The sequence below is a fragment of the Paenibacillus xylanivorans genome (assembly GCF_001280595.1).
Classification (GTDB): Bacteria; Bacillota; Bacilli; order Paenibacillales; family Paenibacillaceae; genus Paenibacillus; species Paenibacillus xylanivorans.
On record NZ_LITU01000068.1, the window covers coordinates 140,605 to 155,231 of the forward strand.

12 protein-coding genes and 1 pseudogene are annotated in these 14,627 nt (G+C 43.9%); 4 read left to right on the forward strand and 9 right to left on the reverse strand.

Translation table 11 applies throughout. The features are described 5' to 3' along the window. Nucleotides 1–69: 69 nt before the first annotated feature. Nucleotides 70–1,209: an ABC transporter ATP-binding protein gene (locus AMS66_RS19125; protein ID WP_053782312.1), complete on the reverse strand. Its 1,140-nt coding sequence runs from the start codon at nucleotides 1,207–1,209 to the stop codon at nucleotides 70–72. Nucleotides 1,210–1,507: 298 nt separating this feature from the next. After that, nucleotides 1,508–2,254 (reverse strand): IclR family transcriptional regulator, encoded by a 747-nt coding sequence (locus tag AMS66_RS19130; protein WP_236703517.1) that lies wholly within the window; start codon nucleotides 2,252–2,254, stop codon nucleotides 1,508–1,510. 265 nt (nucleotides 2,255–2,519) lie between these two features. On the opposite strand from AMS66_RS19130, the gene AMS66_RS19135 reads away from it, so the two are divergent. After that, nucleotides 2,520–4,046 carry a multicopper oxidase family protein gene (locus AMS66_RS19135; RefSeq protein ID WP_082350789.1) on the forward strand — a complete coding sequence of 509 codons (1,527 nt, stop codon included), beginning with the start codon at nucleotides 2,520–2,522 and terminating at the stop codon, nucleotides 4,044–4,046. A 157-nt stretch (nucleotides 4,047–4,203) separates the two neighbouring features. Here the strand turns inward: AMS66_RS19135 and AMS66_RS19140 are convergent, their stop codons facing one another. The 5 genes from AMS66_RS19140 to AMS66_RS19160 are packed head-to-tail and all read right to left on the reverse strand — an operon-like array spanning nucleotide 4,204 to nucleotide 9,855. After that, complete coding sequence (locus AMS66_RS19140) at nucleotides 4,204–5,586, reverse strand: MGH1-like glycoside hydrolase domain-containing protein (protein ID WP_053782314.1); 1,383 nt, start codon at nucleotides 5,584–5,586, stop codon at nucleotides 4,204–4,206. 28 nt (nucleotides 5,587–5,614) lie between these two features. Continuing rightward, a complete protein-coding gene (locus tag AMS66_RS19145; RefSeq protein WP_053782315.1) occupies nucleotides 5,615–6,466 on the reverse strand; it encodes a carbohydrate ABC transporter permease in 852 nt (283 codons plus the stop codon). Further along, the gene (locus AMS66_RS19150; protein ID WP_082350790.1) at nucleotides 6,444–7,502 is read right to left on the reverse strand and encodes a carbohydrate ABC transporter permease; all 1,059 of its coding nucleotides are present in this window, start codon (nucleotides 7,500–7,502) and stop codon (nucleotides 6,444–6,446) included. Before AMS66_RS19150 ends, AMS66_RS19145 begins: the two co-directional genes overlap by 23 nt. Nucleotides 7,503–7,514: 12 nt before the next feature. Further along, entirely contained in the window at nucleotides 7,515–8,765 is a 1,251-nt protein-coding gene (locus tag AMS66_RS19155; RefSeq protein WP_082350791.1) for a sugar ABC transporter substrate-binding protein, read from the reverse strand. Between the two features lie 34 nt (nucleotides 8,766–8,799). Continuing rightward, a complete protein-coding gene (locus AMS66_RS19160) occupies nucleotides 8,800–9,855 on the reverse strand; it encodes a LacI family DNA-binding transcriptional regulator (RefSeq protein WP_053782317.1) in 1,056 nt (351 codons plus the stop codon). A gap of 317 nt (nucleotides 9,856–10,172) precedes the next feature. Here AMS66_RS19160 and AMS66_RS19165 point away from each other — a divergent pair, with 317 nt between their 5' ends. Then, a complete protein-coding gene (locus tag AMS66_RS19165; RefSeq protein ID WP_053782318.1) occupies nucleotides 10,173–11,972 on the forward strand; it encodes a glycoside hydrolase family 36 protein in 1,800 nt (599 codons plus the stop codon). Nucleotides 11,973–12,033: 61 nt separating this feature from the next. On the opposite strand, the gene AMS66_RS32800 is transcribed toward AMS66_RS19165, so the two are convergent. Then, nucleotides 12,034–12,201 (reverse strand): hypothetical protein, encoded by a 168-nt coding sequence (locus AMS66_RS32800; protein WP_160319713.1) that lies wholly within the window; start codon nucleotides 12,199–12,201, stop codon nucleotides 12,034–12,036. A gap of 75 nt (nucleotides 12,202–12,276) precedes the next feature. Here AMS66_RS32800 and AMS66_RS19170 point away from each other — a divergent pair, with 75 nt between their 5' ends. Together AMS66_RS19170 and AMS66_RS19175 are read left to right on the forward strand one after the other, a co-directional pair. Further along, nucleotides 12,277–12,771 (forward strand): CcdC protein domain-containing protein, encoded by a 495-nt coding sequence (locus tag AMS66_RS19170; protein ID WP_082350792.1) that lies wholly within the window; start codon nucleotides 12,277–12,279, stop codon nucleotides 12,769–12,771. 223 nt (nucleotides 12,772–12,994) lie between these two features. Further along, entirely contained in the window at nucleotides 12,995–14,176 is a 1,182-nt protein-coding gene (locus AMS66_RS19175; RefSeq protein ID WP_053782320.1) for a multidrug effflux MFS transporter, read from the forward strand. 166 nt (nucleotides 14,177–14,342) lie between these two features. Here AMS66_RS19175 and AMS66_RS33945 read toward each other — a convergent pair. After that, nucleotides 14,343–14,627 (reverse strand): annotated as a pseudogene (locus tag AMS66_RS33945) (hypothetical protein); the annotation flags it as partial.

Consider the following 14,627-nt stretch of genomic DNA (forward strand, 5'->3'; position numbering starts at 1 on the left):
GATATATGTGTTCTCCCATTTTCTGGACGATCATTGGCCAGTCAGCAACTAACGTATCCCATACATGGTTCATGCACTCGTCTCCTCTCGGTGAAAGTGCCGACCAAGCGCTTCAATAACACCTGAACGGGTTACCGTACCGATTAAACGGTTCTGATCATCCACGACAGGCAATATTCGTTGACTTTGCATCAGTTCGAATACTTCAGAGATTGGTGTGTTCTCAAAGAGGGCGCAAGTCCCATTTTTCACAATATCGCCGACCTTCATTTTGCTGTCATGCTGCAGATGTTCACTGATTTCTTCAATTCCTACAATACCCATTAGCTCTCCCCAATTCCCGGTCACAGCAAGGGCATCAGCCTGATTCAAACGCAGGAGATCAAGTGCCTCTGAGATTGTTGAGATATTACTTATCGAGAGGCCGTCGATCATAATATGCTGTGCCATCCCACTTGGAAAAGAAGGACGAAACCTCTCCTGACCGATAAATTCGATCACAAAATCGTTTGCCGGATGGGCCAGCAGCTCTGCAGGTGTACTGTTCTGAACTACCTCACCCTCGTTCAGTAGAATTATTCGATCGGCGATCTTCAGCGCTTCTTCAATGTCGTGGGTGACAAAAATGATCGTTTTATGCAGCCGCTGATTCAGATGGATCAGTTCTTTTTGAAGTTGGACCCGGCTGATGGGATCAAGTGCGCTAAAGGGTTCATCCATCAGAATAATGGAAGGGTCTGACGCCAGTGCACGGGCTACACCGATCCGTTGCTGCTGCCCGCCGCTAAGCTCGTGGGGATAACGTTTGCTATATTGCTCGGCTGGGAGACCGATCAGGTTCAATAATCGCTCCACCCTCTCTTTTCGTTCTTCCTTTCTCTCTCCTTTAAGCCTAGGGACAATGCCAATATTCTCTTCAATGGTCATATGTGGAAACAGTCCAATCTGTTGAATCACATATCCGATATCGCGTCGGAGCTTGACTTCATCTGCGGATCCAACGTCTCGCCCTTCAACAAGAACCTTTCCCTGACTCGGCTCCTCAAGACGATTGATCATTTTGAGCAGTGTAGTTTTGCCGCAACCCGAGGGCCCTATAATTGTTACAATCTGTCCTTTCGGTACCGTAAGATTAAAATCATGTAGCACACTGCCGGAGCCATAATCTTTATTTACATGTTGGAACTCAACTGCCACTGCTTCAGTCATCGTTCTTCCTCTCCCTTCAAAGTTGAGTAAACTAATTTGTTAACTCGGATAAAAAATAAATTTTTTTGCATCCATCAGTCATCATTTAACTAATATTGCGAATTCTTTCTAAAAAAGAAGAAGGCCTTATTTCTCGCCAATTGGCGAAAAACAAGACCTCCAATGTTATGGTCAGTCATTTATTATTAACATGCGATAATTAAATTTCTTATTCCAATAATATTACCAAGAACATTCTTTTGTCAATCATTAATTCCACTATTTCTATCGGGATTAATTATGATAGCTGATATTTTTTCTATCCCCCTCCAAGTAGATTGGAGAGATGTTTGGACGATTCCATAACGCTATCAATCATTTTGGGTATCCTCTCTTTCGTCCCACGAAATAAGGGACCTGCAATAGACAAACTTGCCACGACAAGACCATGACTATCCACTACAGGTGCTCCAATCGCAAATACATCGGGATCATATTCTCCTTCAGTACAAGCGAAGCCCTGTTCCTTGACAGCTTTCAAGCTATCAATCAATTCTGATCGGTTCCGATCGTTTGTAATATTCGCTAGTACCTGCTCAATCGTCTTCTCATTTTCAAAAGCTAGTATACTTTTTCCAGAAGCGCCTTGATGTAAAGGCAAACGTCTACCGTTCTCTATTACAAATTGAATAAGACCTCGACCTTTCACATGTTGAATGCATACAGCATCATTTCCAGTTCTAACGAACAATAACGAAGTTTCCTGAGTAGACTCCATCAGATTGATCATAATAGGCAATGCAAGTGATAATAACTCACGATGAATCTGTTGGTTCAAACTACGAGCTAAATCCAGAATACGCAAACCAAGTCCGATCTGATTCTTGCCCCTACGCTCCACAATCCCGTTCTTTTCAAGCGTTTGCAAAAAACGGTAAGTTGAGCTCTCCGGAATGTTGACCTTTTCCGCAATCTCACTAACCGATAATGTTCCATTCGCCTCAGATAACGCAAATAAAATATCCAAAGCCCTTCCAAGAGTGTTTGTTCCACTTTTCCGATCCAAAGCGACGCTCCCTTTCATTGAAATCATCCGTTTCTTTTATCATATAGTGAAAGATTGCGGAAATCACTATCGTTTTACTCGTTTGTATAAACGACACACAAATAGAATGCATACTCAATAGTTACTGTTTTAATTGCTGTCATAGCACGAAGGTATGATGCTGTTTGCTTCTCCTTTATTCCTCTATATATAACTAACATAATGAACAAGTTCAAGATCATAAAATTACATAGTGATCCTAACCATAGGGAGGCTCCCAATTCTTATGCCTGAAAAGATAAAACTGCAAAAATTCGTGGATGAACTGCCTATTCCAAACACATTATCTCCTAAGAAGCGAAGCAGTAATAGTTCTTATTACGAAGTGACTATGAAGGAGTTTTCTCAGAAGCTGCATAGAGACCTGGGACCAACCCGTTTATGGGGTTATGACGGAACATTTCCAGGTCCTACGTTTGAAGTGATGAAGAATGAAACCGTGTTTGTTAAATGGATGAATGACCTGCCCAATAAGCACTTTCTTCCCGTTGATACTACGATTCATGGTTCGGAAATATCTGTTCCAGAGGGTAGAAGCGTTGTGCATTTACACGGAGGAAGAACGCCAGCTCATAGTGATGGCTACCCCGAAGCTTGGTTTACGAGAAATTTTGAGCAAACGGGGCCTTTGTTTGAGCGAGAGGTTTATACGTATCCAAATATTGAACGAGCAACAATGTTATGGTATCACGACCATACAGTAGGAATTACAAGATTGAACGTCTACGCAGGACTCGCGGGATTTTATTTCATTCGAGACCAAAATGAACAATCCCTTAATCTTCCGAAAGGAAAATATGAAATCCCTCTACTCATTGTGGACCGATCATTCAATCCGGACGGGTCACTATACTACCCCAGCAAACCGGATCAAAATGATGCAGGTCTTCCTCACCCTTCCCTCGTTCCTCCTTTTGATGCGGATACCATTCTGATAAACGGCAAGGTTTATCCATTTTTGGAGGTAGAACCAAGAAAATACCGATTTCGGATTTTAAATGCATCCAATAGTCGAATCCTTACCTTAAGAATGGAATCCAATCAACCATTTTATCAACTTGGAACCGATAGTGGCTTTCTTGAGACAACAGTAAGAATAAACGAATTTGTACTTTTAAGTGCCGAGCGTATAGATGTGATCATTGATTTTTCTCAATACTATGGTCAAACTATTATTCTCAAAAATGTCACCAAGAGTGCGTCCCCTGAAACAATAGATATCATGCAATTCAGAATAAGTGTTCCATTAAAAAGTATTGATACCAGCTCACTTCCCTTTTATTTAGGAGCATTCGAACGACTCCAAAAAAGTATGGCAAAGAGAACAAGATATTTAACACTTGTCAGAGTGAGGGATCAATATGGTCGCTCCTTAAATCTATTAGATGGAAAAATGTGGATGGATCGAATTTCCGAAAGAATTGAATTAAATACGGTTGAAATCTGGCGAATCATCAATATCATTGATGATGATCCTCACCCCATTCATATTCATTTGGTTGATTTTCAAATTCTTGATCGTCAACCTTTTGATGTTTCTCATTTTCAGAAAACTGGAAAACTTATTTTCACAGGGCCCCCCACTCCTCCTAATCCGTATGAAATGGGATTAAAAGATACTGTAGCAACCCCCTTCGGTTACGTTACAACGATTATTGCTCGTTTCGGACCCTTTACCGGGCGTTATGTATGGCATTGTCACATGCTTGAGCATGAAGACTACGAAATGATGCGACCATTTGATATTTTTTAGCGCACTCCAGCACTGCAATGAATGAATGGACATATCCCAAAAAAAATTACTAAACAAAGAAATATGTACCTCCAAAAAATGAGGCACATATCTCTAGTAAGCATTTTATGACTCTCTGTCACATGGCACAAGTATGCAGAGATCCTGAATATTAACCTTACTGCGCAATGGACACACGGTGCATCTCATCTTCAGCCACTTTTATTGAAATAAAGCTGATCTGTTCTCCACCTTCGGTTGTTTCCTGTTGGGCAGCAACGGCTATGCCGTTGTGGTATAACGTCTCGGTATTTACAGGGAAAGTAGCCTTCCAGACAAAGGGTTTTCCAGATTGCAGCGTCACTTCACTCTCTGTATTCCCAGTATGTTTAATCATAATGTTCCGATCAAGGATAGGGATATTACCCATTTCCGCCCATTCCAGTGAATGCGTAAGTCTTGGCAAGGTGCTGATTACGGATGCTCCGTTTCCCGTAATTCCCATCAATCCGGCGGCCATGGAACCTATCACGCAATAAGATACCTCCGGGTAATCCCGTCGCTCCAATGATGGATTTACCAGCTCTTTCAATTCACTAAAGGCTTCTTCATTTTGGCCGTACCGATAAAAAATATCCGGCAGGTAAGTCTTTCCTTCAACGTTAGCAACACGATTGATCTTGACATCCTCAAGCGCCTTATGCAGTTTCTCCGGGTCACTGACCGACCCGTAATAGAGAGGGAGAAATGTCCCTTCTGCATTATAGCCTGTTAGGAAAGAATGGTCTTGCAGCTTGGCGCCGAAGAAGCGCTCCTCCTCCTCGTTCCACCATTCTTGCTCATAACGCCGTTTCAAGTCTTGCGCCTTGGTAGCGTACACTTCCGCTATCTCCGTTTGTCCCCTGAGACTGGCCAGATGGACAAATGCACGGTAACCGGCAATTTGAGCAGCGATCATATCACCACCCATCAAAGGCTGATGTCCAGCTTCGTTGAATGTAGCCAGGCCCCTGCGTCCGTATTCGGGATAATATTCCAATACTCCATCTCCGTCTTTGTCCCAGGTACTTGTATATTCATTTAACGTTAAATTGAAGAAATCCAGTAACTTACTGTTATTTAAATAATAAGTATCGCCTGTCCATAAGTATTGACGCAAGCTGGCGTCAATAATGTCGAAATTCGCCGGGAGATTATACCAAAAATCCTCATCGCTTTCATAATCGACTGGTGCAGGAACATTGTTCCTATTGATCTCCCAGTATGTACACCAGTCACGTGACTCGGCAATATTTTCGGCAAAATGCATGATCATATTCTTGGTATGGAGACGAAGTCCAAGAACAGCAGCTCCGGTGCTATGGTGCATTACATCACGGATGCAGAATGCCTCTCTGGCTGGAAGAGCGGCTTCGTACCATAGCCCGACGGGATCTTCGCCAAAGTGGGCATATTCCAGCGCCTGCCGTTTGGCCCAAACAAAACCTTCATTCAACTCCTTATCGGAAGAATGAAAAGTTACACCACCAGCTTGGGATTCTATTTCTCTCTCATAAGACATGACAAAGTCACTCCTGTCCTTTTTCGGTTTAACTTTCCTTGGAACCTGAGAAGGTCAGACCTTCCATAAATGCTTTTTGCGCGGTGAAGAATAATAGGATACACGGCAAAGTGATTACAACAGCCGCTGCCATTAGCAAGTTGGTATCTGTGGCATAAGTACCCTGAAATCCCGCCAGACCGAGCGTGAGCGTCTTCCATTTGTCACTGTTAATATAAATAAGCGGTCCCATGAAGTTGTTCCAGGAGCCCATAAAGACCATGACCCCAACCGCCATCAGAGCCGGTTTGGACAGTGGTAGGAAAATCTTCCACCAAATTTTAAAATAACCGCAGCCGTCGATGATCGCTGCTTCCTCCAATGCGACGGGTAGCCGGGAATAGAACTGACGTAGCAAAAAGATATAGAACGCCGATCCAAAGAAGGCTGGAACGATCAGCGGGTAAAGCGTATCCAGCATGCCCAGATTCTTGAACAGAATGAATTGCGGAATCATCGTAACCTCGCCTGGCAACAGCATGGTTGACAACACCAGTACGAACAATATCCCGCTTCCCCTCACCTTCAAACGGGCAAAGGCATAACCCACAATAGATGAAGAAAGAACCGTACCAATGATAGGGAACACCGTTGTAATCACAGTATTGATTAGATAACGACCAAACGGGAACGCGGTAAGCGCCTTCGCATAATTATCCCAGCGCCAGTTATCAGGCCATATGCTCATCCCGGAAACTGCAACCTCCTCCAGACTCCTCAGAGAGGCAGAAACCATCCAGAGAAAGGGATACAGGAACATAACGCTCCCGATCAGAAGCAATATATAGGCCAGCCAATGAACCTTTTTGTGAGCAGATTTACGCTCTTTTTTTACGGACACGACGCTTCCTCCTTCCGGTTTGCTCTGTTTCGTAATAAACCCATAATGCACTGCTGCGGAATACGAGCGCAGTGAACAGGAGGATAATCACAAAGAGTACCCAGGCCAACGCCGAACCGTAGCCCATTTTGAACCACATAAAGGCATTTTGATATAGATAGTAGGCATAAAATAACAACGAATTATCCGGTCCACCGTTAACCATGAAACCTTGGGTAAAGGTCTGGAATGCCCCAATCATACTTGTAACTGTGTTGAAAAATAAAATCGGTGAAATCTGTGGTAGCGTCACATGCCAGGCTTTTCTTGCCGCCGTTGCTCCATCAATCTCAGCCGCCTCATACAGGCTTTGTGGAATATCCGAAAGACCGGCCAGATAGATAATCATATTGCCTCCGACCGTCCAAAGACTCATGATAATGACTGCAGGCATTGACCATTCTGGACTAGAGAACCAGCCGGGGCCTTCGATACCTATCAAACGCAATAATGAATTGACCAGACCGACATTCGGGTTAAAGATCCAGATAAACAGCACCATTTGTGCAACACCCTGCACGAGCGTTGGCAAATAATAGATGGTACGGAAAAAATAGATCCCTCGTAGCTTCAAATTCATCAGCAAGGCAATCGCAAGAGAGAGAATGACCTGTAGGGGTACACTTACGAGCGTGTAATAGAAGGTCACGGACAGCGATTTATAAAACATGGTATCCTTGAACAGCATGCGGTAGTTGTCCAAACCGATCCATTTCGGGTCGCTAACGACCTCCCATTTGTTGAAACTGATATAGAAAGAAAAAATCATCGGACCTACGGTAAATAACAGAAAACCAATGATCCAGACCGAGACGAACAAATAAAAACTCGCTGCTTTGGTATGGATAATCTTCTTTTTCACAAGAACGCTGGTAATGGTAAAGATGATAGCGAATACTAGCACGATAACGGTCAGAAAAGGGAGAAGAGGCAGCAAAGCTGCTGGTGCCCCTATTCCTTCATAGAAATTGTAGATCCCTTCTATTATTCCATTCATAGTTTGCTCCCGTTAGTTTTGTTGTAAAATCTTGTTTATCTTCTCTGCCACCTGCGGGAATACTTCCTTTACATCCTTGTTTCCAATTCCGATTGGTGTCGTATCATCGATAGCTTTCATCACGTTGTTGATTTCATTCGTACCCTTCTGGGCTTCCTGTGTATGCTGCTTCTCGGCGGCAAGTACGAAGGCTTTCAGGTTCTTGTCGGGGGAAACAGTTTCAAACGCACTTGTTGCACTCGAAATAACCGGAACCCCATAAGCATTCTTGTTTCCTCCGATGATTTTTTGCACCTCTTCGTTTTGTGTAAGGTGATTAATGAAAGTTTCGGCGGCTTCAACATTCTTGCTGTCTTTGCTTAGAGCCAGCCCGTTAACTTCTTTGGAACCGCCGTTCCCTGGGAAAGGAACAATATCCCATTTGAATTTCTGCACATCAGCCATTTGTGGCAAATACCAAGGACCGAAGTCGGTGAACATGCCGATTCTTCCTCCCAAATACCAGTTCATCATGCTTTGTCCCTGCTTCTCACTGTCGTTCGGCACGATGCCGGCTTGTTTGCTAGAGACAATATACTCGGCAGCTGCTATGGCTTGCGGTGAATCAAGTGCCGACTTACTCAGATCATCGCTGTAAAATTGACCGCCGAACGCATAAATCCAGTTACCGAGCCACAGCGGTTCTGAACCAAAAATCTTTGTTGCCCCTTCTCCAGATGTGAGATTCTTAGCGATGTCATTGAATTGTTCAATCGTCATCGGTTCGGTCTTGCTTGGAAGCGGAATGTTTTTTTTCTCAAAAAGATCGACGTTAATCGCCATGACTTTAGGTTTGATAATAAATGGTGCTGCATATGCTTTGCCATCCATACTCATGGAATCGACGAGGGAAGGCGAACTGAAGAGCGATTCATCCAACTTCAATTCTTGGAAAGCGTTTGCAAAACCAGGCAAATCCCCTCCTGAGATCAGCATGACATCAGGAGTCGTCCCTCCAGCAATCATCGTCTGTAGCTTGGTAAGATAATCCTTCTGAATCCACTGGCTCTCAACCTGAATGTCAGGGTAATTTGTCTCGAAGTTATCAATGGCCTGCTTGATCGCATCAGCTTCTGACTGAGCTCCCCAGAAGGCAAATGTTATTTTCCCCTTGTCTTTCGTCCCACTCTGACTTTCCGACGAGTTCCCTCCATTTCCAGAACACGCCGACAATGCAATTACAACAAGTAGAGATAAAATAATCAAAGACCATTTTTTCATCATTTTTCCCCCTATTGAATTGAATATTAAATAAAGGTCAACCTTCCGCGTTCCCTATGGACCTGACTTCCGCACCGCAGCTACTTCTAATAATCAGCTTCGACGGAATCACGATCTTTAACGGCACTTCTCTGCCACCGATACGTTCAAGCAGCATTTTCACCGCGCTCTGGCCCATTTGTTCAGTGTAGATTTTCACCGTGGTTAACGGCGGATTGGCGTAAGAAGCCATTTCAATATCATCGATGCCGACCATTGCGATATCTTTCGGAACCTTTAAACCGGCTTCCTTTAATGCCCTCCCAGCAGCTATCGCCATGGGGTCGGAACCAATCAGGAAAGCTTCCGGTAAATCCTGCTTATCAATCACTTCCTTCATGAGCTGATACCCGGTAGACATGGAGAAATTATTACCGATATGGACATGCTCAGGCAGGTACAGATTTTTCTGCTTCATATAAGATTCAAAACTGCTTTGCCGCTGATCCACTGAATCTATACCAGAGTTGGAACCAAAACGATTGATGAAATCGCGTGAGCTGATCAGGCCAATTTTTGTATAGCCAAGTCCGGTAAGATGATCCAAAGCCATCCGAGTTACCTTGTCAAAATCGACGACGACGGAATCAAAGCGGTCCTCATCCGGCGAATAGTCGACAAAAACAATGTTATGTATTCGGCTGAAGTACAAATTGTATGGATCGAATTCGAACTTGCCAATCACTATAAGGCCATCAAGCCCCGACAGGCTTTCATACGAATCATGGTTCACCCAGCGAATAGTCCGAGTAATGTGAAGCCCCAGCAGATTGAATTCTTTCTCGATTTGCAGCCTTATCGTCAGGTAATACGGGTCCTCCGACTCAAATTGCTCCGAACAGAAGGTCACCAATCCAATTTTATAATCTTTCAACTGCGCCGCTTGATTGGTATGACGACGCTGGGTTACTTTATATTGCAGCTGTTCTGCAGCAGAAAGAATTTTTCTTCTTGTTTCCTCCAATACCGATAAGGAAGGATCCCCGTTCAGTACACGGGAAACTGTAGATGGAGAAACACCGGCTAGACTTGCAATATCACGAATTGTTGACACTACTAATCACCTTTCCACTTCATATTTGGGAAACACCCCTCACAATCATTTTATAGTTTTGCCAAGCGCTTGCCAATCACATTGTGTTTTGTTTACTAAACATTAGCAAACTAATGCGTGGATTCAATATAACAGAGATCAAATCGTTTGACAACACTTCATTGTCATCGCATACATATATTTTTTATACTACAAAATGGTATTTATATTTTGTTTTAAGTTTATTTATTTTATTTGTTTACTAAACTTTTTGTAAATATTATACTCTAAACAAGGTATTGTTAGTCCATTATCTATTTCTACAAGCAGGAGGTATTATGAAAACATTATTCAACTACGATTGTCCCACTGTAATTATTAACAGTAACAGCACCTTATTTGACAGCTTTACCAACATCGAAACCATTACGGAGAACCTTTTTCTGGTCCATATCCGGTTAACAGCTGTGAAAAAAGAACAGCCGCCAGTGTGCCGGATCGAGTGGTCTATTCCCGCCGTAGACATCCACTCTTTATGGCATCCGGGAACAGACCGCAATAAAGCCCTTCAAGTGGATTGGGGTGATGGTTTCCAGTCCAAAAGCACTTCTCTCGCGCCTGTGGCCTCTCTATATAATCTAGAGGGGCGAAATCGAATGACCTTCGCTTTTACTGATGCATTGAACAACGTCTCGATAAAAGCCGGTATCCATGAAGAGGATTCCACCTTCCTATGCTCTGTTACCTTGTTTGAAGAAGAAATGCCGAAGCTCGATCATTACGAAGCAACGCTTCGAATCGACCGTAGGGATATCCCCTTCTATAAGGCGCTTGAAGATGTAACCAAGTGGTGGGGAGGCCTTCCCGGGTATGAACCCGCCGCAGTTCCTCATGTGGCCCTCGCCCCCATGTACTCCACGTGGTATTCCTATCATCAGAAGCTGACCGCTTCCGAATTGGAGGAACAATGCAGATTTGCTAAGGAACTTGGTTGTGAAACCATTATCGTTGATGATGGCTGGCAGACGGACGACAACAACCGGGGTTATGCCTTTACCGGAGACTGGGAAGTCTATGCGGGCAAAATACCGGACATGAAAACTCATGTGGATACCGTACATCAGCTGGGTATGAAATATATGCTATGGTACTCCGTGCCATTTGTAGGTAAGTGCAGCAAGGTATGGAGCAAGTTCGAGAATAAACTATTGCGGGTAGATGAGAGGCTGAATGCGGGAGTGTTGGACCCAAGATACCCGGGTGTCCGGGAATACCTGATCAACACCTATGAACAGGCCGTATCCGGGTGGGATATCGACGGTCTGAAGCTGGATTTCGTGGATAGCTTCAGGCTGAGCCCCGATCAGAAGGAGGGGATTGCGGAAGGACGGGATTATGAATCAGTGCCTGAAGCGGTGGACCGCCTGCTCTCTGATGTTATGGAGCGACTGAGAGCCATTAAGCCGGATATTCTCATCGAATTCCGACAAACGTACATCGGTCCGCTAATGCGAAAATACGGCAACATGTTCCGGGCTAACGATTGCCCGAACGACTCCATCCAAAATCGGGTCCGCACGCTCGACCTGCGACTATTGTCGGGGAATACAGCCGTCCATTCCGACATGATTATGTTCAACCCTAAAGAACCGGTCGAAAGCGCAGCCATGCAGCTGATCAACGTCCTTTTCTCAGTGCCTCAAATCTCTGTTCGTCTCGATGAGATTGGAGAAGAGTACGCTGGAATGCTCCGCTTCTGGCTCTCCTTCTGCAAGGAGAACAGTGACATTCTGCTGAAAGGTAAGATAGCTCCGGTACAACCCGAGCTACTTTACCCACTTGTCAGTGCTCAAAGAGCAGGTACGAAAATTGTCGCAGTTTACGCTGATATTGTTGTCCCAATGGAAGCTACCTATGAACGATTCATTGTAGTCAACGGAACTTATAACGAACAAGTAGTTGTCCGTTGCCACCATCAGGGTCGTTACGACCTAACTGTAAAAAATTGCTGCGGTCAAGTTGTTCTACTCCGTCAAATCGAGTTACAGGACGGTTTGTACGAGCTCCCTATCGCGAGAGCTGGTGTAGTAATTCTACAGCGTGTAGATGTTCAGGTGGGATACGAGCAGGTCATTTAACAGCAAAAGGGGACCTTTATTCCATGGTCATGGCCCTGTCAAGTAGATAATAAAAAAATTATTAAGCGGCGACTTTTTCCCGGATTTCAACCGGTGAGAGGTCGCCCAGTTTGTTTTGAGAACGTTCCATGCCCTTGTCCATTTCGGCAATCGGATCATGTTCTTGTTTCTCGACGAGAAGCCCCACACAAAGTACACGCTGTTTTGGCGGGAAGATGACAAAAGTCACCTTAACGAATTACTTTGTACACTTATAAAAATTTTAAATATCCTCGATACTTAGGTTACACAAAAAACAGACGAGGTGCTTCCTATAAATCCATTATCTTTAACAATCTCAATATTAATTGTCGTACTTATTTTGAGGGGCGTTTTCCAAGGCAGCAAGAAGCCATTGCATGAATCTGGTCGGAGACTATTGATTCCAATTCTTTATATCTCTACATCTATGTTTGAATTGTTCGACCCTACGTTGGTGCTTACATCTGGCAGAATGATCAGTTCAATCGCTATAGGTGCAATTCTGTCGATCCCATTAATTCTGGTGACGCAATTCCAGCGGAAATCGGATGGCAAGATGTATTATAAAAGAAACGTATCTCTTTATGTTCTAATTATTGTTATCTTCTCAATCCGATTCTTTGACTTCATGTTCATCTCAGGTATTGATCCCAAGACTCTTGGATTCCTGAATAATGTAGTCGCCCTATCCTATATTGCCATTTGGCGAATGGCTAGCTTCATTAAATTTCATAATTCCAAGTCTAGTACGTTCAGAGCTTGGGACAAAACCGCTTAGAGTATTATTAGCCCTAGCTGGTTGACTAGCCATATCAAGCATGTTAACCTAGGCCGAGTATTAACAATGATTGTTAAACCCTCCTACTCTTATAATGATGAAAGGTAATTCAACAAATGATGATATATAGTCGTCTCGCCATCATGATGCCCCCCTTTCCCTAGCTAGGCTCATATTCTTGTTGTCATAACAGAGTATAGGCTTGTAGGAGGGCTAATATATTATGAAGAAATATGCAGTACCATCTTTGCTTTTAATGATTGTTCTTGTCGCTTTTCCACAAATCAGTGAGACCATCTACACTCCATCGCTGCCAGATATCGCAGCAGCACTTGGTGTATCTAATAGTTCCGTACAATTCACATTAAGCATCTATTTTATAGGATTTGCCTTGGGCGTCTTCTGCTGGGGCTGGCTGTCCGACTTGATTGGTCGTAGACCTGCAATGCTGGGCGGTCTCATCGTATATGGGATCGGAAGCTTGATGTGCTTTTATTCGGAATCGATTCAGTTGCTTCTCATCGGCCGTTTCGTACAGGCTTTCGGTGCCGCAACTGGCTCGATCATCACCCAAACCATGCTTCGAGAAAGTGTATCGGGAGATCGAAGACATGCGATGTTTGCCCAAATCTCTGCTGTCATTGCATTTACGCCGGCAGTTGGACCACTTATTGGTGGTTGGATTGATCAGGCCCTTGGCTTCAGATGGGTATTCTTGGCGTTAGTATTAATGAGCGTTTTGTTGTTCATTTATGCTTTTCTTAAACTGCCGGAGACAACGAACGTTTCTTTACGATCCAAAGTCGCTATACTTCCGGTTGTTAAAAAGATGCTCGCTATGCCGCGCGTAATGGTGTTTGGCGTATTGATCGGAGGTATTAACGGAGTTTTATTCAGTTATTATGCCGAAGCTCCCTTCATCTTCATAGAACACTTTAATCTGTCGCCTGGCGTTTATGGTTTTCTGGGCATTATTGTGGCTTTGGCATCGGTGGTCGGTGCAATGATCTCCAAAAGACTATTGACCGTTTACACACCGGAAAAGATCATTCGTTTGGGTTGTCTGGTCATGACCAGTGGAGCTCTGCTCCTAACCCTTGGAAGCAGCTTGTCTATGCTGCCCAATCTTTTGCAGATCATCTGCATGTTAACTGCCATGTTTGTTCTGTTGATTGGCGCAGGTATTGCTTTGCCCAATTGTCTAAGCCTTGCCCTTGTTCATTTTCAAGATGTAATTGGCACAGCAGGTGCCATATTCAGCTTGGGCTATTACTTGCTGGTAAGCCTTACGACATGGGGAATGGGTGCTCTGCACAGCGGTTCATTGCTGGTAATGCCCTTATATTTTCTAATCATTAGCGGCGTAATGTGGTTGCTTGGCAAAAGATTTATCTCAGAAGAATAATCTATTAGAATAATTCATTAGTTATTATAAATAATACGAAGAAATGTCACGGGGCACATTTCAAAAAAATAGAAGCAGTCCAGTACAATTTATCGTATCTGGGCTGCTTTTATTGATATTTTTGAACACCATGTTCTGAAAGTCAATCGGCTTATCGAACATTTTTTCAATGTTTTATATCTATATCTACAACCTTAACTTTGAATGTTCCACGCATATACGGAAGTAGTGAAAATACACCTACCACAGCCAACACAACCCCGACCCAGATCGGCGCAACCAGACCATAACCGGCACTAATTGCCAAACCTCCAACAGAAGACCCTACCACTACACCAAAAGTGACGATCGCGGTGTGAACGGTGTTTACCATAAGACCACTTCCTCCCGTCCGTATCACTCGCGCGACCATAGGCGGGTTCATTGGAACCCCGGCCAACCCGATGATAAT

Bases quoted from the DNA above. Each gene is read 5' to 3' on its own strand.
- AMS66_RS19125 (WP_053782312.1), bottom strand. From the start codon at position 1,209: ATGACTGAAGCAGTGGCAGTTGAGTTCCAACATGTAAATAAAGATTAT.
- AMS66_RS19135 (WP_082350789.1), top strand. From the start codon at position 2,520: ATGCCTGAAAAGATAAAACTGCAAAAATTCGTGGATGAACTGCCTATT.
- AMS66_RS19140 (WP_053782314.1), bottom strand. From the start codon at position 5,586: ATGTCTTATGAGAGAGAAATAGAATCCCAAGCTGGTGGTGTAACTTTT.
- AMS66_RS19150 (WP_082350790.1), bottom strand. From the start codon at position 7,502: ATGAATGGAATAATAGAAGGGATCTACAATTTCTATGAAGGAATAGGG.
- AMS66_RS19155 (WP_082350791.1), bottom strand. From the start codon at position 8,765: ATGATGAAAAAATGGTCTTTGATTATTTTATCTCTACTTGTTGTAATT.
- AMS66_RS19165 (WP_053782318.1), top strand. From the start codon at position 10,173: ATGAAAACATTATTCAACTACGATTGTCCCACTGTAATTATTAACAGT.
- AMS66_RS19175 (WP_053782320.1), top strand. From the start codon at position 12,995: ATGAAGAAATATGCAGTACCATCTTTGCTTTTAATGATTGTTCTTGTC.